This is a genomic window from Cupriavidus sp. YAF13 (assembly GCF_052113425.1).
Lineage (GTDB): Bacteria > Pseudomonadota > Gammaproteobacteria > Burkholderiales > Burkholderiaceae > Cupriavidus.
Genome location: NZ_JBFRDD010000047.1, coordinates 26,401 through 44,751, shown reverse-complemented (window position 1 = coordinate 44,751; position 18,351 = coordinate 26,401). Strand labels below are relative to the sequence as shown.

Below are 18,351 nucleotides of genomic sequence, written 5' to 3'. Positions count from 1 at the left end.
GGCCGAAGCGCGTGGCGAGATGGTAGCAGCAAGACGCACGCGCCGCCGGCTTCGGCAGGCCCCGTTCCCCCGCTCAGTGAGCGCCGAATCCCGCCATGCTCAGCGCCGCAATCGTCTGCGCCAGCTCCTCGCGCAGTGTCGCCACGAGTTGCGCCGCCGGCAGGGCGCGCGCCAGCGGCGCGGCTTGCCCGGCCCATTGCGCGGCGTAGTCCGCATTGCCGCGCGCCTTGGCCGCCGCATGCAGGGCCTTGCCGGCGTCGTAGGTGATCGGGTAATCGGGGATCGCCGGGCGGTCCGCCGCCTCGCCCAGCTCCGTCAGCCGGTTGACGAAGCCGCGCGCGGCCCGGCCGGAAATGGCGCGGGTCAGCGTGGTGCTGGCGGGCTGGTCCGCCAGCAGGGCGGCGCGGTAGGGCGCGTCGGCCACGGTCTCCGGGCAGGCCACGAAGGCGGTGCCGAGCTGCGCGGCCTGCGCGCCCAGCGCCAGGGCCGCCGCAATGCCGGCGCCGTCCATGATGCCGCCGGCGGCGATCACGGGCAGGGCGGTATGGCGGGCCAGCAGCCGTACCAGCGCCAGGGTGCCAAGGCCTTCGTCATGCCCTTCGGGCTTGAACGTGCCGCGGTGGCCGCCGGCTTCCACGCCCTGGGCAACGATGGCATCGACGCCGGCAGCGGCGATCTGCCGCGCTTCGTCCAGGCTGGTGGCCGTGGCCATCAGGAAGATGCCGGCGGCGTGCAGCGCGTCGATCCAGGCCTGCGCCGGCAAGCCGAAATGGAAGCTCACTACCGCGGGCCGCTCCTCCAGCAGCATCGCGAACATGGCGTCGTCGGCCACAAAGCTGGTGTAGATCTCGCGCAGGCTGGCGGGCGGCGTGGCGCCGAATTCGGCGAAGCTCGGCGCCAGGTAGGCCAGCCATTGCGCCTCGCGCGCCGGGTTGGCGACGGCGGGCGCGTGGCAGAACAGGTTGATGTTGAAGGGCTTGTCCGTCAGCGCACGGGTTTCGCGGATGGTCTTGCGGGCGCCCTCGGCGTCCATGGCGCCGACGCCGAGCGAGCCCAGGCCACCGGCATTCGACACTGCCGCGGCAAGCGCCGGCGTGCTGACGCCCGCCATGGGTGCCTGGATGATCGGGGTGGCAAGGCCGAGCCGGGAGAGCAGCGTGCGTGGTTGCGCGGCGTGGATGGGGTTGGTCATTGACGGGCTCCTCGTTTTTTCATTAATGAGTGGATTCTGTGGGGCGGGTTCTGTGCCGTGCGCCGGGCGTGCGATGGCCTTCACAGGAAGCAGAAGACGGCAGAGGCCAGCAGCGCGGCAGCGGCGGCGGCAAGCGGGCCGCTGAAGCTATGGCTGTGCGCCATCAGCGCATCGGATACCAGCGGGCCGGCAATCTGGCCTACGCCATAGGCGGCGGTCATGATGGCAAGCAGGTTGAATGTCACGCGGTGGGCCACGCGTTTCGCGGCGGGCATGGCGATGGTCACGGTGCCAACGAAGGTGCCACCCACCAGCAGCGCGCTAGCCAGGTAGGCCGCGGCCGAGTGGCTGAGCGCGGGCAGGATCACGCCCACCGCCTGCACCAGCAGGTTGAGCGCGAGCGCGCGCCGGGTGCCAAGGCGGCCGTGCAGCGCATGCCAGAGAAAACACGAAGGAGCCGCGCCAAGCCCGAACGCGGCCCAGATATGGATCGGGTCGACGTGGCCGAGCGCGTCGCGCACAAAGAGCGGCAGGTAGGTTGCCGTGACGATATAGCCGAACCCCGCCAGCCCGTAGCTGGCCACCAGCGGCCACGGACCAGGGCCGTTGCCATTGGCCTCGTCCGCGGCACCGGCGTTGGCACTGGCATGCGGTTGGGGTGCCAACACGCGGCCCGCAAGATACGGCCATGCCAGCAAGCTCAGCACAGCGGCGCCACCGCCGATTGCCAGCCACAGCAAGGGACTGTGCCAACCGGCCAGGTTGCCGGCGGCAATGAGCTCGGCGGACAGCAGGATGCCGGCACCGACACCCGAGAACAATAGCGGCGCGCCATGCGGATGTCCTACCACCTGGAACAGCCACACGGACGCGCAGATCAGCGCGATGGCGCTGAGCACGCCCGCCAGGAAGCGCACGCCGATAAAGAACCAGGGCGCGGCCGGCACTGCCAGCGCCAGCAGGCACAGGGCGGTGCCGAAGAGGGCGATGCGGCAAAAGCGCGGCGCAACGCGCTGCGGCATGCGGCTGACCGCTAGGGCGCCCACGAGATAGCCTGCATAGTTTGCGGACGCGGCCAGCGAGCCGGCGCTGACGCTCAGCAGGCCTTCGCGCACCATCAGCGGATACATGCCGGTAAACGCAAAGCGCCCGAAGCCCATGCCCACCGCCAGCACCAGCGCGGTGGCCATCGAGGGCATCCAGGGCGCCATGGCATTGCCCAAGGATTGCGGCGCTGGCGTGAGGGTTCTGATCCTAGCCATGCTGCAGCTCCTGAAGAAACGCCGCGTATGCCGACGTGGCAAAACCCGAACGGCGCACCAGCAATGTGTGCGCGACCCGCACGGGCACGGTTTGCAGGCTCGCGGCATCGGGGTGCAGCGCCAGCAGTGACCTCGGCAGGATGGCCACGGCCGAGCCCGCCGTCACGCAGGCCAGGATCGCGTGGTAAGACGCCAGTTCCAGCACGTTCAGCGCCAGCCGGGGGCCTTCGCCGCTGGCCAGCCAGGCCTCGGCACACAGGCGGTACGTGCAGCCGCGGGAGAACGTGGCCAGGCTGCGCAGCTTGATGTCCTGCGGCGTGCGCACCGGCGGATGGCTGTGCGGCAGCACCAGCAGCAGTTCTTCGGAGAACAGGAACGTGCCTTCCAGGCCGGGGCCGAGCACGTCCATATCCAGCGTGTCCGGCGCGCCCTCGGAAGGATGGGCCACCACGGCGCAGTCGATGCGATGCGCCAGCAGTGCGTCGATCAGGGCTTGCGTGGTGCCGGTCTGGATCTCGATCCGCACGTCCGGCCATTTGCCGTGATAGCGCGCCAGCGGGCGGGGCAGCCGGCTGGCGGCCGAGCTTTCCATGCTGCCCACGCGCAGCGTGCCCGAGGGCGCATCGCCGCGCATGGATTGGCGGGCCTCCTCGGCCAGCGCCAGCAACCGCTCGGTGTAGCCCAGGAAGCGCTGGCCTTGCGGCGTCAGGGTCATGCGCTTGCTGTCGCGCAGGAACAGGGCGACGCCGAGCTCCTCTTCGAGCTGCTTGACGCGCGTGGTGACATTCGACTGCACGCGGTCCAAGGTCTTGGCAGCCCGCGTGACGCTTTCTTCAAGCGCGACGGCCCGGAAAATCTCAAGTTCGGCCAGATCCACGGCAATCCTTTGGTTGAAATTTATTCTTAAAAAGAGAACAAATTTCAATTTACTATCATCTATGGGAAACGATAAGTCAAGAAAGCCCTGATGCCAGCAGGGTGGGTGGAGCGGGAAAAGCACTCTGCTGCGCGATGCCACGCGCATCGCGAAGCGGACGCTTGTGCTGTCTGAACGGGCGCAGGCCCGCCATGTACCTAAGCCGCGGGACTAATGCGGATCCCGATATTGCTAGGGTTGGGGTTGCGCGGGTTGATGCTGAGAATGCCGCTGTGCCGGTGCCGGCCGCGCCAGGAGCGCACGGATCGACGCAAGGTAGCGGTCCCCAACCTCCCGGCTGGCCCGGTTCGACTGGGCGCGCAGGGTGCGGCGGGCCGGTGGCGTGATGTTCAGGCTGCGGCAGATCGTTGACAGGTAGGGCTTGCGGTCTCCCGCCAGCCGTTGCGCCGCGGCTTGCACCGCCGCATCGCCTACGCGTTCGCGCAACCAGGCCAGGACCTGCCTGTCGTATTCGTTCTGTACCCGGACCAGGTGTTCCATGATCGGCTCCCGTTACTACTGTTCATCCATACAGGTACTGTAAATATATACAGTAATCTGGTTTTTTCAAGGATGAATGCCGAGGACCAGATACGGGCCACCGTCCAGGGGGCTACAGGACCATGCAGGCGCCAGCGCTGGCGTCGGGGTGTTGCGCCAGGCAGGCGGGCGCGGCGGGCGGCATCTCCAGGTGGCAGCGCTGGCTCGCAGGCAGGTTCTCTTCCGGGGGCTTGCAGGCTGGGCGCGTGTCATGCCGAGGCGGGTGGTTGTCGCGCAGGGCCGGGTGGTGCTTTTCCACCCAGCGCGCCGCTCTCCAGAGCGCGAAGATGCAGGCAACCGCATAACTGCAGTAGATGAGGATCAGCATAAGCACCTTGCTTCGCGCCCGCTTGGGGGCGAGTAGTTCAAGAAAGTGCGAGTATGCGCAAGATCACTCTCGGCGCGGTATCACTCGATTGGGGGGAGCCCGGTGGTTGCGCAGGCCGTAAGGCCAGGCGGGTGGCCGATCTGGCGCCGATCTGGCGGAAATGCGGCAGCGGGGGCGAGACAATTGTTTGCAGTTCACCCGGCCAGCGCGGGCCGCGCTGGCGGGATAGGCGAGGCGATCAGGCCTGATCTTCGCCAGGTGTATCGGCGCGGTACTCAAGCAGGTCGCCCGGCTGGCATTTCAGCGCCTCGCAGATCTTCTCCAGCGTATCGAAACGGATGCCCTTGACCTTGCCGGATTTCAGCAAGGAGAGATTGGGCTCGGTGATGCCGATGTACTGGGCGAGCTCGCGCGATTTCATCTTGCGCTCAGCAAGCAGGACATCAAGCCGGACGAGGATAGTCATAGGGTCAGGGGGCCTCAAACGCAAACTCAAACAAAGCTCTCATTCTCCAGCGCGACGCGCGCGGCCTCGACCATCGCCCAGCCGATGGCCAGCAGCAAGCCGCCCAGCAAGCCCAGCATCACGTCGCCGAAGGTGATGATCACCACCATGTAGGGGCCGTTGGCCGCCGTGCTGGCCAGGGCCATGGCCAGCACCGTCTTGGTCAGCGGAACCACCCCGCTGAACGCCGTCACCACCAGCGCCACGCGGCGCAGGCGCACGGCCGTCTCCAGGGTCAGGACCGCGCCGCTCGCCAGGGCCGCGAACAGCCTGTGCGCTTGCATCAGTCCACTGACCAGCAAAGCCGTGGCCGCGCTCGTGATGGCCAGCCCGAGCAACCGGTACGGCATCGACACCAGCAACTGCCCGCCTGGCGCAGGCCCGGCCAGGAACGCGCGCAGGTTCCGGTCCAGCTCCGCATCGGGAAGCAAGAACCAGAAGGCGATCAGGCCGGCCGTCGTCACGACGGCGCAGCAAAGTGTCAGCCACTGCATGCGGTGCGCGATGACACTAACGCGCGTTAACGCGCCGTCAGCGGGCAAGGAAAGGGAAAGGGGGTTCGGCATGCCGGTCTCCTGAAGGGATTGCGCATGGCAAAAAATTACTGTAAAACAGAAATACTTTATCGTTTTACGGTAATTTATATTCGTTGGAGATTAAATTATATGCGTTCTCTCGCCTTCCCTGGCCGCCGCTTTCCCATCGCGCCTGCTGCCATGTTGATGCTTTTGTCGGCTGTGCCCGCGCATGCCGCAGCCGCGGAACTCGCCGCCAACTATTGGTACGTCGGCGGCGACCTCGATATTGCCCGCGACAAAGTCAGTACGAGCACGCCCGGATGGGCGGGCGGATCGTCCAACAACGTTGGATTTGGCTTGCGGGGCGGCTATCAGTTCTCGCCCTATGTGTCGGTCGAAGGCTCGCTAGCCAGCCTTGGCCGGGTCGTGGCCAAGAATGGCAACGCTAACGACAAATTCGACGTGAACGCCTTGTCCGTCAACGTAGTGGGCCACCTGCCCCTGACCGAGCGTTTTTCGCTGCTGGGCATCGCCGGTGTCAATTACATGCATGGCCGGCGCTCGGGCGATCTCGCATCGGGCAACAAGTCGCAGGGGCTTATCAGCCTGGGGGTGGGCGCGTCCTATGCGGTCACGCAGAACTGGCGCTTGCGGATGCAGTACATGAACTACGGCAAGCTCAGCTGGAAGGGCAACGATGCTTCGGTCAAGAGCCAGGCGGTGTCGCTTGGCGTGGACTACCTGTTTCGCTGAGGCAGGCGCATCGCACTGGTGCCAATGACCCCGGGGCCTTGGCGCCGGCGACGCAAATCACACGCGCCGCCTTGCCGCGCAAGCGCCGTGGCGCTACCAATCATTCAATACTTCAATAGCTATGACCATCAGGACAATCGCAGGCGTTGCATGGATCGCGGCTAGCTGCGCGCTCGCCGGCTGTGCGCCAACCCAGCTTGCCAGCCCGGCCGCATCGGCGGTCAGGATCACCCACAACGAGCCTGCCGCCGGATGCACCTATCTTGGCGACGTGACCGGCAGCCAGGGCGATTTTGTGCGGGGCGCCATCACGGCCAATGCGGATCTGGAAACCGGTGCACGCAATGACATCAAGAACAAGGCAGCGGCAATGGGCGGCAATCTGGTGTACCTGCTCACCCAGCGCGCAGGCCAGACCGGCAGCAGGGATCGCCTGGAACAAACCAATGTGACGCTGTCGGGCAACGTGTATCGCTGCGCGTCCCCAGGTGCGCACTAGCGCGTCGGGGCGGTGGCCAGGGTGGCCACGCTGGCGCATTCGGGGGCTGACATGCGCTTCAACGATGCCCGGTGCGACCGCCAGGGGCGCTTCCGGGCCGCCCCGACGGGGGGCGGCGCGAACAGGGATCAGGCCAGCTTCTCTCTGAGGATGTCCTGCGCGGATACCGGCTGGCGGCCCCGCTTGCGCCGGTAGTTGCCGTCCGCGTCCATTTCCCAGGTGTCGCGGTTGTCCTTCAGGTAGACCTTCAGCCCTTCCTCGATCACGCGATCCTTGAGGGCTTTGTCCAGCACGGGGAAGCAGACCTCGATGCGCCGGAAGAAGTCGCGGTCCATCCAGTCGGCGCTCGATAGCCGCACGTCTTCGGCCTTGTCGTTGTAGAAGTAGAAGATCCGCGCATGTTCCAGGAACTGGCCAAGCACGGAGCGAACACGGATATTCTCCGACAGGCCCGGAATGCCAGGACGCAATGCGCAGGCCCCGCGCACGATCAGCTCGATCCGCGCGCCATCGCCGGATGCCTGGTACAGGGCCTGGATGAGCTTGGGCTCCAGCAAGGCGTTCATCTTGGCGATGATCAATCCCTTGCGGCCAGCCTTGGCGTGCTTGCCTTCGCGGCGGATGGCTTCGAGCAGCGCCGTATGCATGGTGAACGGCGATTGCCAGAAGTGCGCCAGCGTGCCGGGATGGCCCAGCCCGGTCAGTTGGGAGAACACGTTGGCCACATCGTCGACGAGCGCTTCCTTGCAGGTAAACAGGCCGAAGTCCGTGAAGCTCCTGGCCGTCTGCGAGTGATAGTTGCCGGTGCTGATATGCGCGTAGCGCCTGAGCTTTTTTCCTTCGCGGCGCACCACCATGGCCATCTTGGCGTGGGCCTTGTAGCCAACCACGCCGTACACCACGTGCGCGCCGGCTTCTTCAAGCTGGGCTGCCCAGTTGATATTGGCTTGCTCATCGAAGCGGGCGAGCAACTCCACCACCACGCTGACTTCCTTGCCTCTGCGAGCGGCGCCGATCAGCGTCTCCAGCAGGGCTGAGTCGTTGCCGGCGCGGTACACCGTCTGCTTGATGGCCATCACCTCCGGATCTTCGGCAGCCTGGCGGATGAAATCCACCACGGGCGAAAACGACTGGTACGGATGGTGCAGCAGGATATCGCCGTCGCGGATGGCGCGGAACATGTCGGGCTGGTCCTGCAGCGCCTTGGGCAGGCCGGGGCGGCACGGCGGGTACTTCAGGTCATCGCGGTCCACGCTGTCAGGAACCGGCAGCAAGCGCACCAGGTTGACCGGGCCATTCACCGAGAACACCTCGGCATCTTCCAGGCCGAACTGGTTTTGCAGGAAGCGCGTCATCTCCTCTGAGCAGTTGTCCGCGACTTCGAGCCGCACCGCATCGCCAAAATGCCGCTGCGGCAGCTCGCCCTGCAGCGCATCGCGCAGGTTCTTGATTTCTTCCTCGTCGACGAACAGTTCGCTGTTGCGGGTGACGCGGAACTGATAGCAGCCGCGCACGCGCATGCCGGGAAACAGCTCGCAGACGTGGGCATGCAGGATGGACGACAGGAACACGAAGCCGTGTTCGCAGCCGGAAATCTCCTTGGGCAGCAGGATCACGCGGGGCAGGGCCCGGGGCGCCTGCACGATGGCCGCGTTCGCCTCCCGGCCAAAGGCATCCTTGCCTTCGAGCTCCACGGCGAAGTTCAGGCTCTTGTTGAGCACGCGCGGAAACGGATGCGCCGGGTCCAGGCCGATGGGGGTGAGCACCGGCATCAGCTCGCGGAAGAAATAACTGCGGATCCACTCGCCCTGTTCCTGCGTCCAGTGCGGACGGCGCAGGAAGCGGATTCCCTCGCGGTCCAGGTCCGGAACCAGCACTTCGTTGAACAGGCGGTACTGTTCCGCGACCAGCTTGTGCGTGCGGGCGCTGACAAGCGCGTAGATCTGCCGCACGTCCAGTCCATCCGGGCCTGTGGTCGCCGGCGCTTGCAGCTTGATCTTCTCCTTCAGGCCGGCAACGCGGATCTCGAAGAACTCGTCCAGGTTGCTGCTGAAGATGCAGAGAAAGCGCAATCGCTCCAACAGCGGGATGTCGCGGTTCTCGGCCTGGGCGAGCACGCGCCGGTGGAACTCCAGCTGGCTGGCCTCACGGTTCAGGAAGAGCTGCGGTGCGTTGGCGCCGAGGTTGGTGCTGGCACTGGCGAGGAAGTCCGATGGAGCGCCGTGAACGTCACTCGGTACCAGGGGCAGGGAAGGGGCGATCTCAAGTGGAGCTGCCGAGCCTTCTTCCATGATTCGCTTCAATCCTTCTCTGGGAATGGATCATCGTGCACCGATGACCTGTTGGAAAGATATTACCGCGCGCCGCGCCGCTTGAGGAGTGGGCACGGAGCACGTTTCCCGATCTGCGCGAGGGCCGTGTGGCTGGCGGGCCACGGACAGATGCCGGGGAGGGGGCGTCTGGTTGTGGTTGCTTTGCGGGAAAACCCTGCTGGGAGTGAGGCCCTGCACCCAATGGCAATTGCAGCTACCCTGTCGCGCAGTGATGGACTGACACCGAGAAAACACAATGCAAAAGACGCTGAAAATCGATTTTGTCTCCGACGTCGCGTGCCCGTGGTGCGCCGTCGGCCTGAGTTCGCTGCAACAGGCGCTGGCGCGGCTTGGCGATGACGTTTCGGCAGACATTACGCTTCGCCCATTTGAGCTCAATCCGGACATGGGGCCGGGAGGTGAATCGATCCAGGATTACATGGCGCGCAAGTATGGCCGCGCCGAGGAGGAAATTGTGCAAAGCCAGGCCATGATCCGCCAGCGTGGCGCCGACGTCGGCTTTGAGTTTGGCTCTCGTACCCGCGTGTACAACACGTTCGACGCGCATCGGCTGTTGCACTGGGCAAACCTGGAAGGGCGTCAGCTGGCGCTGAAGATGGCGCTGTTCCGTGCGTATTTCACGGAGTCCAAGGATTCCAGCAATCACGAGGTTCTCGTCGAGGCGGCGGCTGCGGCCGGCCTGGACGCCGAGAAGGCACGTACGGTGCTGTCCGGCGACGCCTATGCGGCGGAAGTCCGTGAGATGGAGAAGCACTATCAGGACATGGGCATCCGTTCCGTGCCCTCGATCATCTTCAATGACCAATACCTGGTGAGCGGCGGGCAGCCGGTGGAGGTGTTCGAGAATGCCATTCGGGAGGTGCTGGCAAAAGGCTGAAGGGGCACATGACTATCCATGACGGCTGCGCCAAGCCCCGCAGCCATGGACGTCCTGCGCACGGGGTCTCGGCGCGTCGCGCAGGCTGAGGCGCTCGAGGCTTGCTCCCTGCAAAGCGTTGCCTTTCTGCATACGTACTATCACCTAATGCTGCATTGCGTCATTTCCTTTGCTATGATTAGGGAAAACCCGATGAGGGTAATCCCTGAAGGAAAGAAGCCATGAACACGCAAAGCGACATCAAGATGACCGACCAAATGGAACGCGATCTGATCGAGCGCGAACTTGGTCCCCGCAGCCCCAGCCTGGTGGCAGACGTGAAGAGCGCCATCTCCGCCGTCCAGCATATGCTGAGCCGCCTGCAGAACCAGGCACGCAAGGCAAAGATCGTCTACGCGAACGGCTGATCGTTCACGTAGCGGCATCGCATGGCGGGAGGCGTCTCCCGCGCAGCAAGACCGGCCTATACGCCGCTCCGTCGGAGCGCAGCGGGGCCGGTTTTTTTATGGGTGTCTCGCGGGCTGGCGCAGCGGCGCATCCGATAGCTCCGGCGCTCAATCCTGCATTGGAGGATTGGCGTCTTCCTGCGAGACGATTTGCCTTCCCTCCTTCATCCACCGTGTCGGCGGTTTCCCAAACTGCGCTCCAAACCATCGCGTGAACGCGCTCACCTCTGAAAAGCCAAGCAGATCCGCCGTACGCGATATGGACTGCTGCCGGCTCTGCAGATAGCGCTCGGCCAGTTCGCACCGTACCTGATTGACCAGGCCCGAGAATGTTTCCCCGCGTTGCTCCAGTTGGCGCTGCAGCGTCCTCGGGCTGACCCCCAGGTTCTGCGCAACCTGTTCCACTGCGCTGCGGCCGCGCGGCAGCAGCAGGTGAATTGCCCGCCGTACGTCAGCCGCTACGGAGTGCTCATTCGATGGCGATTGAAGGTCAAGGAATCCCCTGGCGTACTTGGCCAGGCTGGCATCGGCCAGGGGGTTCACTCGATCCAGATCCTGGCTCGACAGGACCAGGCCATCGAATTCGCAGCCAAATTCGACCTGCCGGCCGAACAGGCGATGGTGCACCCGCAGGTCCGCAGGGGCTGCATGCGAAAAGTGCACGCAGCGGGGTTTCCATTGGGCGCCAAGTATGGCGCGGATCAGGCAAAGCACCGCGCCTACCGTCAACTCCATCGCCTGCCGGCCGGGTTGCTGCCTGCCAGTCAGCAACGTCACTCGCAGGACCGCAATATTCGCATGCTCGGTGAACTGCGTCGCGACAGAGTCGCTGAGCAGGTGGCGATAACGCTCGACCTCGGCCAGCGCATCCCGCAGTGTGGGCTGATGCTGCAGCGTCAGGCCGACCGGGCCGAAGTCGGATAACCGCCACGATTCGCCCATGAGCAGCCCGAGCGAATGGCAGCCAGTGATTCGCGCGGATGTCTCGAGCACCTCCGCGAGCCGGAATTCGGGGATGCGCAGGTCGGGCGTGTGCAGGCATTCCCGGTCCAGGCCGACATGGGAAACCATCTGCACCGGGTCGATACCCGCGGCGCGAGCGATCCCGGAGTACTTCGTGAGGGAGGCGCTGCGAACCAGGACGGTCATAGGGGGCACTTTCCGAAGAGGGATAGTCAGGTTGATCGAAGGCCTGCGCAATCTACCGATGAAGCCGCTGGCCTTCGCTTGGCTGCCAGTATCGGTCATGCATTGCATACGCCGCCGGCGCCGCTTTTCCGCGCAGTGACTCAGGCCGGGAATCCACTGTCATGGATGGTCAATTTCTGGCGTGGCTTGTCAAAGGTCCTGCGCATGCGAGAGCCGACAATCAACTCAGGCTACCGAATGATAGTGGCGGCAGCAATAGACGACAACAGGAGACGGAATTGGCAAAAGCCGTTCGCATGGTTGAGGTGGGAGGGCCAGAGGCCCTCCGTTACAAGGATGCCGAGGTTGGCGAGCCGGGTCCCGGCGAGGCGCGAAACCAGCACGGCGCGGTGCGTCCGAGCTACGCCGACACGTATTTCCCTAGTGGCACTTACCCCGTGCCGCTGCCCAACGGCACCGGGATCGATCAGCGCTATGCGCTGCAGGACGCGGTCCAGGCCCATCGGGACCTGGAATCGCGCAAGACCGCCGGCTCGTCAATTTTTGTTGTGTAAAGGAAGCTCTCCATGCACGTAGAACCTCTTACCTGCACCATCGGAGCCGAAATCGGCGGCGTCAACCTGGCCGATGCAGCGCGCGATAACGCGTTGTTTGCCGAGATCAAGGCGCTGCTGCTCAAGCACAAGGTGCTGTTCCTGCGGGACCAGGATATCAGYCGGGCCGATCACGTGGCCTTCGCCCGCCGTTTTGGCGAACTGGAGGACCACCCGGTCGCCGGCAGCGACCCGGATCATCCCGGCCTGGTACAGATCTATCGCAGCGACAAGCGCGAGAACTACGAGAACAGCTACCACACCGACGGCAGCTGGCGCGAAACCCCAACGATGGGCTGCGTCCTGCGTTGCATCGAATGCCCGCCGGTCGGCGGCGACACCATCTGGGTGAACATGGCCGCGGCCTACGAGAACCTGCCCGAGGAAATCAAGGAGCGCATTGCCGGCCTGCGCGCCAAGCATGGCATCGAACATTCATTCGGCGCGGCGATGAGCCCGGAAAATCGCGCCAAGCTTGCCGCGCAATACCCCATGGTCGAACATCCCGTGGTGCGCACGCATCCGGAGACTGGCGAGAAGGTGCTCTACGTCTGCGGCTTTTCCACGCATTTCGCGAACTTCCATACCCCAGAGAACGTGCGCTACGGACAGGACAAGACTCCGGGCGCGAGCCATCTGCTGAACTACTTGATCAGCCAGGCGGCGATTCCTGAATACCAGGTGCGGTTCCGCTGGCGGCCTAACAGCGTGGCCATTTGGGACAACCGCTGCACCCAGCACTACGCGGTACAGGATTACTGGCCGGCCCCGCGCAAGATGGAGCGCGCAGCGATCATCGGCGACAAGCCGTTCTGAGGCGCGCCAGCCGCAGCCAAGCCTTGCCCCCACCATTTGTAAATGGAGACATGCCATGAACTACCTCGATGGATCCCTGTTCCCTGAAAATCAGCAGCCGCTGATCATCACTGCGGCGCCCTACGCACCGGGTTGGCTGCCGTCCGATTTCCCGGAAGACATCCCGGTGACGATGGAAGACCAGATCCAGAAGGCGGTGGACTGCTACAACGCCGGCGCGACTGTGCTGCACCTGCATGTGCGCGAACTCGATGGCAAAGGCTCGAAGCGTCTGTCCAAGTTCAACGAGCTGATTGCCGGGGTACGCAAGGCTGTGCCGGAGATGATCATCCAGGTGGGCGGGTCGATCAGTTTCGCGCCCGAAAATGAGGGAGCTGCCGCCAAGTGGCTGTCCGACGACACGCGTCACATGCTGGCCGAACTTGACCCCGTTCCGGACCAGGTGACCGTCACGGTGAACACGTCTCAGATGAACGTGACGGAGCATGCGGAACTCGCGGATTTCAAGGGCACCTCGCGTGAGAATCCCGCGATCTTCAACGCGTACAAGGAAATGACGGTCCCCGCCCAGCCTGGCTGGGTCGAAGAACACATCCGCCGCCTTACCGCAGCCGGTATCCAGAGTGCCTTCCAGTGTTACAACATCAATAGCTTCGAATCCGTGGAGCGGCTGATTCGGCGTGGCGTCTACAAGGGCCCGCTGGTCATGAATTGGGTGGCTATCAGCGGCGGCATGGATGCACCCAGCATCTTTAATCTCGCCAACATGGTTCGCGCCGTCCCGGATGGCGCGGTGCTTACAGTTGAAAGCTCTGTGCGCAACGTGCTTCCTGTCAACATGATGGGTATTGCCTCAGGCTTGCATGTGCGTTGCGGCACCGAGGACTGCCTCTGGAACCAGTCGCGCACGGGCAAGATGAGCACGGTGAAGCAGATCGAGCAGCTTGTGCGCATCGCGAATGAATTCGGCCGCAAAGTGGCAACGGCTCAGGAAGCGCGCGACATCCAGAAGATTGGCGTGTTCTATGACACCGTCGAGGAGACGCTGGCTGCCAACGGCTTCGCGCCGAACCGCAATGGCGGCAACCAGGGCTTCCTGCGCAAGGCCGCCTGATTCGGGCCGGTTGGAACAGACGCTCAGTCAACAGAAGGGCAAGGGCGGAAAGTAGCCGGCTCTCGATGAAGCCGGTCTCTGCCCTGACCAACCCTCGCAATTTCGGAGACAAAAGTGAATCAAGTAGAACTGTCGGCGCACCGCAGGGCGTCGCTGTCATCTATGTTCGGCCTTGCGCTGTCGCTCGCGTTGCCAGCCGTGCTCCCGTCAACCGCCTATGCCCAGGCGTGGCCGGCGAAGCCCATCAGGATCGTGGTCGGCGGCCCGGCCGGCGGCACTGCCGACACGCTCGGGCGTTTGCTTGCCGAGGGCATGACCCATGCCTTCGGCAAGCCCGTGATTGTCGAGTCAAGACCTGGCGCCGCCGGGGCGATCGCCGTGGGCGCACTGTTGTCTTCGCCGCACGATGGCTACACGCTCCTGCTGATTCAGGGCGGCATCGTCTCCGAGACACCCCTTGCCGTCAAGGTGTCGTTCAACCCCTTCAAGGACCTGAAGCCGATTGCTCAGGTCGCCAGGACGGGGCTAGTCCTCGTCGGCAACCCGAAGCTGCCCGCGAAGAACCTGAGCGAGCTTGTTTCCTACGTCAAAAGCAATCCTGGAAAGGTCGACTACGCATCCTATGCCACGGGCATGCGGGGGCAGACCATGGGCGTGCAGTTCAACCGACTGGCTGGTCTCGATATGGACCACGTTGGCTACAAGGGCTCGCCGCCCGCGCTGCAGGATGTCATGGGTGGCCATGTTCCTTTGATGTTTGACGGGCTGGCAACATCGCTTCCCCTCATCAGTGCTGGCAAGCTCAAGGCCTATGCCGTGGCCTATCCGAAGCGGATTCCGGCCCTGCCCGACGTGCCGACCTTCGCCGAGCTTGGCTATCCCGCCATGACCGAATCCGGCTGGATGGGCCTCTGGGCGCCGCCCGACGTACCGGATGCGGTGCAGGAAAAGATCCGCGCCGTCACGCTCCAGGTTTTGCAGCAGCAGGGCACTCGGGACCGGATCACAGCCATGGGGATGGAAGCGGGGCTGCCGCTGAGCAGCGATGCGCTTTCGAAGGAAGCCCGCGCCGCCTACGAGCGGCAGGGGGAACTCCTGCGTTCGATTCACTTCGTTGCGGAGTGATCTGCCAGCCTGAGTCTGAGCCGCCCGGTGGGCGTAGCCGCCGTCGAGCGCGCGATGGCGGGGCCGAAGACACTGTCATTCACAGAGAAAAACACCATGCAAAATGCGCCCCCTGCGCGCGCGGACCAGCTAATCCAGTCCAGGCCGGGCCTACCCGGCCTGGTGCTGCCGCAGACCTCGCTCTGGGCCAACCTCGATGTGTCCGCGCACCGCTATCCGGACAAGGCCGGAATCCGCTATTTCGGCAACGCCACCAGTTTTCGGGAATTACATACCCAGGCCACCGCGCTGGCAGGCTGGCTGCAGCAGAAGTGTGGCGTGAAGAAGGGCGATCGGGTGCTGTTGTATATGCAGAATTGCCCGCAGTTCATCGTCAGCTACTACGCCATCCTGCGCGCCGATGCCGTGGTGGTGCCGGTTAATCCGATGAACCGTGCCGAGGAATTCAGGCACTACGTCGCCGACGCAGGGGCACGCGTGGCAATCTGCTCCGCGGACCTGGCCTGCGTTGCGGAGCGGGCGACGGGTGAGCTCGCGTTGGCCAACAGGCTGCAGCATTTGCTGGTGACCTCGTATGCCGACGCGCTGCCGCCCAGCCACGAGTTTGCGGAAGACACGCCGCCAGCCTGGCTGACCATGTCGCATCCGTGGCCAGCCGGCGCCATGCGATGGACCGAGGCGCTCGGCGCCAGCCTGTTACCCGGACCGCATACAGCGGCGCCCGACGACATGGCGGTGATGCCGTACACCTCGGGGACCACCGGGTTCCCCAAGGGCTGCGTCCACACCCATCGCTCGGTCATGCAGAGCGTGGTGGGCGGCCGGGCCTGGTATGACAGCAGGCCCGAGTCCGTGTCCCTGTCGGTGCTGCCGTTGTTCCATGTGAGCGGCATGCAACACGGCATGGACGTTCCCATCTACAGCGGCGCCACCGTGGTGATGCTGCCGCGCTGGGACCGCGAAGTGGCGGGCCGGCTGATTTCGCGGCATCGGATCACCCATTGGACCTGCAATCCCACCATGGTGGTCGATTTTCTGGCCAGCCCGAACGTGGCGGAGTTCGACCTGTCCAGCCTGCACCATATTGGCGGCGGCGGTGCGGCGATGCCAGAGGCGGTGGCCAACCGCCTGCGCGGAGCGCTCGGCCTGAGTTTCCTGGAGGGTTACGGTCTATCCGAAACCATGGCCGCGACGCACGTCAATCCGGCAGCCAGGCCCAAGCTGCAGTGCCTCGGGCTGCCGACATCCAACCTGGACGCACGCGTGGTGGACCCCGTCACGCTCAAGGAACTGCCGCCCAACGAGATCGGCGAGATCATCGTCAGCGGTCCGCAGGTGTTCAAGGGTTACTGGGGCAAGGACGATGCCACCCGCGACGCCTTCGTTGAGATCGAAGGCAAGACCTTCTTCCGCACCGGCGACCTGGGCCGCATGGACGAAGAGGGCTACTACTTCATCACCGACCGGCTCAAGCGCATGATCAATGCGTCGGGCTTCAAAGTATGGCCCGCCGAGGTGGAGAACCTGCTGTACAAGCATCCCGACGTCCAGGAAGCCTGCATCATCGGCACGCGCGACCCGTACCGCGGCGAGACCGTCAAGGCGGTGGTGGTGCTGCGCGCCCATGCCAAGGGCAAGACCACGTCGGAGGACATCATCGAATGGGCCAAGGAGAACATGGCGGCCTACAAGTGCCCGCGTACGGTGGAATTCGTTGAGGCACTGCCGAAGTCGGGCACCGGCAAGGTGATGTGGCGCCAGCTTCAGGAGGCCGAGAATGCACAGGCCGTGGCCGGCGCGTGAAGGTGCCTGCGCGCCGAAGGCTGTGGAGCGTCAGGCGCGCCGTGCGCCAGGCTGCTGGCCTGAAAGGATAGCGATTGTGAGCAAGTCTGCCCCTTATGTTTATTTATGTCGACAATAAAAATCATGACTGCTATGATCGCGCCAACGATAGCCTGGGCAGGTGGAAATGGCTCGTCGCGCGATTGCTTCGCGCGGTTGCTTCGGTGAGGCACGCAGCACTTGGCAGGCTGGGTCGTAGTCCAAAAAGGTGGGGGAGACGATGTCACTACTGAAAAAGCTGCTCGCAGTTGCGCTGTGTGCCGAGACAATCATTGCCTTGTGCGCACCAGGCCCGGTCCAGGCACAGGAAGCCTGGCCCGCGCGCCCGATTCAAATGATCGTGCCCTCGTCCGCCGGATCGGGAACCGACTCGCTGGCGCGGGTCATGGCTCAACGCCTTTCCGAATCGCTGAAGCAGGCTGTGGTGGTAGAGAACCGGCCGGGTGGCAGCGGGGTGATTGGGACCAACGCCGTCCTCAAGGCGGCGCCGGATGGCTACACGATTCTCTACACAACGGCGTCCAACATGGTGGTTGCGCCAGCAGTCATCAAGTCCATTTCCCAGGAGGCAAGAAAGAGCCTCATGCCGATCGCACAGACGGCGGTGGGTGGGGTGTTGCTGCTGGTGAGCCCGGATCTGCCGGTCTATGACTTGCCTGGACTCATCGAGTTCGTGAAGGCAAATCCGGATAAGTACAGCTATGGAAGCTGGGGCACCGGGTCGTCCGCGCACCTGACGATGGAATGGTTGAAGAAGCAGACCGGCATGAAGACCGAACACGTTGCATATCGGACCTCCAGTCAACTGCTCACTGAACTTTCCTCGGGTGTGCTCAAGATCGGCTGGACCGATCCCAGCGTGGCGGTTCCGTTCCTGCGTTCCGGGAAGGTGCGCGGCATTGCCAATGTGGGCAACGTGCGGTCTCCCCAGCTTGCCAACGTCAGGACGATGGGCGAACAGGGCTACAAGTTTGGCACCGTGGGATGGTTCGGCATGTTCGCGCCGGCCGGAACCAGTCCGGCGATCGTGAAGCGGTTGGCAGATGAGGTCAACAAGGTGCAGGCGTTGCCGGAGATCGCGGCCCTGATGAAGAGGCAGAACTTCGAGCCGCCACCGGTAAAGTCCTCCGCGCAGCTGGCCGAGATCGTCCAGAGCGATCTGCAAGTCTGGACGAAGATCGCCAACGACGCGGGGATCAGGCTCGAAGAATAAGAGACGGCTCCCGGCCGGGGGCTAAGGAGTTATTGCGTGAATTGCTCTGGACTTTCGGGTGCGGGCCCTGCCCCTGGATCGTCGCGAACTCTGCGCGTTGATTTTTATCTTGACCTGATATGCCCTTGGTGCTGGATTGGGTTGCGTAATCTGCGTTCAGCAGTTGCCCGCATGTGTCATAAAAAGGCAAGCTCAAGACGTGCAAGGTAAAGCGGGAGGCGGTGGCAGGCCAGATGATTCACTGGCGCGAAGGACACGCTGACATCAACCGGTTAAGGGAGATTCGCTCGCGTACCGCCGTGCCGAAGATGGCGCTGCACATGGGGTTCT

General features: G+C 64.2%; 20 protein-coding genes. 11 read left to right on the top strand and 9 right to left on the bottom strand.

Going from position 1 to position 18,351, the window contains the following annotated elements; genetic code table 11:
* Positions 1-73: 73 nt before the first annotated feature.
* From AB4061_RS30395 to AB4061_RS30365, 7 genes are all read right to left on the bottom strand, one after another.
* On the bottom strand, positions 74-1,192 hold the full coding sequence (locus tag AB4061_RS30395) for an NAD(P)H-dependent flavin oxidoreductase (protein ID WP_441639922.1): 1,119 nt from the start codon (positions 1,190-1,192) through the stop codon (positions 74-76).
* An 80-nt stretch (positions 1,193-1,272) separates the two neighbouring features.
* On the bottom strand, positions 1,273-2,454 hold the full coding sequence (locus tag AB4061_RS30390) for a YbfB/YjiJ family MFS transporter (protein WP_441639921.1): 1,182 nt from the start codon (positions 2,452-2,454) through the stop codon (positions 1,273-1,275).
* Positions 2,447-3,331 carry a LysR substrate-binding domain-containing protein gene (locus AB4061_RS30385; protein WP_441639920.1) on the bottom strand — a complete coding sequence of 295 codons (885 nt, stop codon included), beginning with the start codon at positions 3,329-3,331 and terminating at the stop codon, positions 2,447-2,449. The genes AB4061_RS30390 and AB4061_RS30385 overlap by 8 nt, the downstream gene beginning before the upstream one ends.
* 231 nt (positions 3,332-3,562) lie before the next feature.
* The gene (locus AB4061_RS30380) at positions 3,563-3,871 is read right to left on the bottom strand and encodes a hypothetical protein (RefSeq protein ID WP_441639919.1); all 309 of its coding nucleotides are present in this window, start codon (positions 3,869-3,871) and stop codon (positions 3,563-3,565) included.
* 112 nt (positions 3,872-3,983) lie between these two features.
* Positions 3,984-4,238, bottom strand: coding sequence for a hypothetical protein (locus AB4061_RS30375; protein ID WP_441639918.1), 255 nt, complete (start codon positions 4,236-4,238; stop codon positions 3,984-3,986).
* A gap of 238 nt (positions 4,239-4,476) precedes the next feature.
* On the bottom strand, positions 4,477-4,704 hold the full coding sequence (locus AB4061_RS30370; protein WP_150991403.1) for a helix-turn-helix domain-containing protein: 228 nt from the start codon (positions 4,702-4,704) through the stop codon (positions 4,477-4,479).
* 26 nt (positions 4,705-4,730) lie between these two features.
* A complete protein-coding gene (locus AB4061_RS30365; RefSeq protein ID WP_441639917.1) occupies positions 4,731-5,309 on the bottom strand; it encodes a hypothetical protein in 579 nt (192 codons plus the stop codon).
* Positions 5,310-5,408: 99 nt separating this feature from the next.
* On the opposite strand from AB4061_RS30365, the gene AB4061_RS30360 reads away from it, so the two are divergent.
* Entirely contained in the window at positions 5,409-6,014 is a 606-nt protein-coding gene (locus AB4061_RS30360; RefSeq protein ID WP_441639916.1) for a porin family protein, read from the top strand.
* Between the two features lie 121 nt (positions 6,015-6,135).
* Positions 6,136-6,513, top strand: coding sequence for a DUF4156 domain-containing protein (locus tag AB4061_RS30355; RefSeq protein WP_441639915.1), 378 nt, complete (start codon positions 6,136-6,138; stop codon positions 6,511-6,513).
* A 128-nt stretch (positions 6,514-6,641) separates the two neighbouring features.
* Here AB4061_RS30355 and ppk1 read toward each other — a convergent pair whose 3' ends face one another.
* Positions 6,642-8,804, bottom strand: coding sequence for a polyphosphate kinase 1 (gene ppk1, locus AB4061_RS30350; RefSeq protein WP_441639914.1), 2,163 nt, complete (start codon positions 8,802-8,804; stop codon positions 6,642-6,644).
* A 277-nt stretch (positions 8,805-9,081) separates the two neighbouring features.
* On the opposite strand from ppk1, the gene AB4061_RS30345 reads away from it, so the two are divergent.
* Both AB4061_RS30345 and AB4061_RS30340 read left to right on the top strand, forming a co-directional pair.
* Entirely contained in the window at positions 9,082-9,723 is a 642-nt protein-coding gene (locus AB4061_RS30345) for a DsbA family oxidoreductase (protein WP_441639913.1), read from the top strand.
* Between the two features lie 221 nt (positions 9,724-9,944).
* Entirely contained in the window at positions 9,945-10,130 is a 186-nt protein-coding gene (locus tag AB4061_RS30340; RefSeq protein WP_441639912.1) for a hypothetical protein, read from the top strand.
* Between the two features lie 147 nt (positions 10,131-10,277).
* Here the strand turns inward: AB4061_RS30340 and AB4061_RS30335 are convergent, their stop codons facing one another.
* Positions 10,278-11,318 carry an AraC family transcriptional regulator gene (locus tag AB4061_RS30335; RefSeq protein ID WP_441639911.1) on the bottom strand — a complete coding sequence of 347 codons (1,041 nt, stop codon included), beginning with the start codon at positions 11,316-11,318 and terminating at the stop codon, positions 10,278-10,280.
* 278 nt (positions 11,319-11,596) lie between these two features.
* Here AB4061_RS30335 and AB4061_RS30330 point away from each other — a divergent pair, with 278 nt between their 5' ends.
* The 7 genes from AB4061_RS30330 (at position 11,597) to AB4061_RS30300 (ending at position 18,231) form a co-directional block, all read left to right on the top strand.
* Complete coding sequence (locus AB4061_RS30330) at positions 11,597-11,872, top strand: hypothetical protein (protein WP_441639945.1); 276 nt, start codon at positions 11,597-11,599, stop codon at positions 11,870-11,872.
* Positions 11,873-11,884: 12 nt separating this feature from the next.
* Positions 11,885-12,727, top strand: coding sequence for a TauD/TfdA dioxygenase family protein (locus AB4061_RS30325; protein ID WP_441639910.1), 843 nt, complete (start codon positions 11,885-11,887; stop codon positions 12,725-12,727).
* A gap of 55 nt (positions 12,728-12,782) precedes the next feature.
* Positions 12,783-13,841, top strand: a complete 1,059-nt coding sequence (locus AB4061_RS30320) for a 3-keto-5-aminohexanoate cleavage protein (RefSeq protein ID WP_441639909.1) — start codon at positions 12,783-12,785, stop codon at positions 13,839-13,841.
* A 114-nt stretch (positions 13,842-13,955) separates the two neighbouring features.
* Positions 13,956-14,966, top strand: coding sequence for a Bug family tripartite tricarboxylate transporter substrate binding protein (locus AB4061_RS30315; RefSeq protein ID WP_441639908.1), 1,011 nt, complete (start codon positions 13,956-13,958; stop codon positions 14,964-14,966).
* A 96-nt stretch (positions 14,967-15,062) separates the two neighbouring features.
* On the top strand, positions 15,063-16,769 hold the full coding sequence (locus AB4061_RS30310; RefSeq protein ID WP_441639907.1) for a long-chain fatty acid--CoA ligase: 1,707 nt from the start codon (positions 15,063-15,065) through the stop codon (positions 16,767-16,769).
* A 259-nt stretch (positions 16,770-17,028) separates the two neighbouring features.
* The gene (locus AB4061_RS30305) at positions 17,029-18,021 is read left to right on the top strand and encodes a Bug family tripartite tricarboxylate transporter substrate binding protein (protein ID WP_441639906.1); all 993 of its coding nucleotides are present in this window, start codon (positions 17,029-17,031) and stop codon (positions 18,019-18,021) included.
* 36 nt (positions 18,022-18,057) lie between these two features.
* Positions 18,058-18,231, top strand: a complete 174-nt coding sequence (locus AB4061_RS30300; RefSeq protein WP_441639905.1) for a DsbA family protein — start codon at positions 18,058-18,060, stop codon at positions 18,229-18,231.
* Positions 18,232-18,351: the final 120 nt, after the last annotated feature.

Excerpts from the sequence above, each read along its gene's own strand:
- AB4061_RS30395 (WP_441639922.1), bottom strand. The coding sequence starts at position 1,192 with ATGACCAACCCCATCCACGCCGCGCAACCACGCACGCTGCTCTCCCGG.
- AB4061_RS30390 (WP_441639921.1), bottom strand. The coding sequence starts at position 2,454 with ATGGCTAGGATCAGAACCCTCACGCCAGCGCCGCAATCCTTGGGCAAT.
- AB4061_RS30380 (WP_441639919.1), bottom strand. The coding sequence starts at position 3,871 with ATGGAACACCTGGTCCGGGTACAGAACGAATACGACAGGCAGGTCCTG.
- AB4061_RS30375 (WP_441639918.1), bottom strand. The coding sequence starts at position 4,238 with ATGCTGATCCTCATCTACTGCAGTTATGCGGTTGCCTGCATCTTCGCG.
- AB4061_RS30370 (WP_150991403.1), bottom strand. The coding sequence starts at position 4,704 with ATGACTATCCTCGTCCGGCTTGATGTCCTGCTTGCTGAGCGCAAGATG.
- AB4061_RS30365 (WP_441639917.1), bottom strand. The coding sequence starts at position 5,309 with ATGCCGAACCCCCTTTCCCTTTCCTTGCCCGCTGACGGCGCGTTAACG.
- AB4061_RS30360 (WP_441639916.1), top strand. The coding sequence starts at position 5,409 with ATGCGTTCTCTCGCCTTCCCTGGCCGCCGCTTTCCCATCGCGCCTGCT.
- AB4061_RS30355 (WP_441639915.1), top strand. The coding sequence starts at position 6,136 with ATGACCATCAGGACAATCGCAGGCGTTGCATGGATCGCGGCTAGCTGC.
- ppk1 (WP_441639914.1), bottom strand. The coding sequence starts at position 8,804 with ATGGAAGAAGGCTCGGCAGCTCCACTTGAGATCGCCCCTTCCCTGCCC.
- AB4061_RS30345 (WP_441639913.1), top strand. The coding sequence starts at position 9,082 with ATGCAAAAGACGCTGAAAATCGATTTTGTCTCCGACGTCGCGTGCCCG.
- AB4061_RS30340 (WP_441639912.1), top strand. The coding sequence starts at position 9,945 with ATGAACACGCAAAGCGACATCAAGATGACCGACCAAATGGAACGCGAT.
- AB4061_RS30335 (WP_441639911.1), bottom strand. The coding sequence starts at position 11,318 with ATGACCGTCCTGGTTCGCAGCGCCTCCCTCACGAAGTACTCCGGGATC.
- AB4061_RS30320 (WP_441639909.1), top strand. The coding sequence starts at position 12,783 with ATGAACTACCTCGATGGATCCCTGTTCCCTGAAAATCAGCAGCCGCTG.
- AB4061_RS30310 (WP_441639907.1), top strand. The coding sequence starts at position 15,063 with ATGCAAAATGCGCCCCCTGCGCGCGCGGACCAGCTAATCCAGTCCAGG.
- AB4061_RS30305 (WP_441639906.1), top strand. The coding sequence starts at position 17,029 with ATGTCACTACTGAAAAAGCTGCTCGCAGTTGCGCTGTGTGCCGAGACA.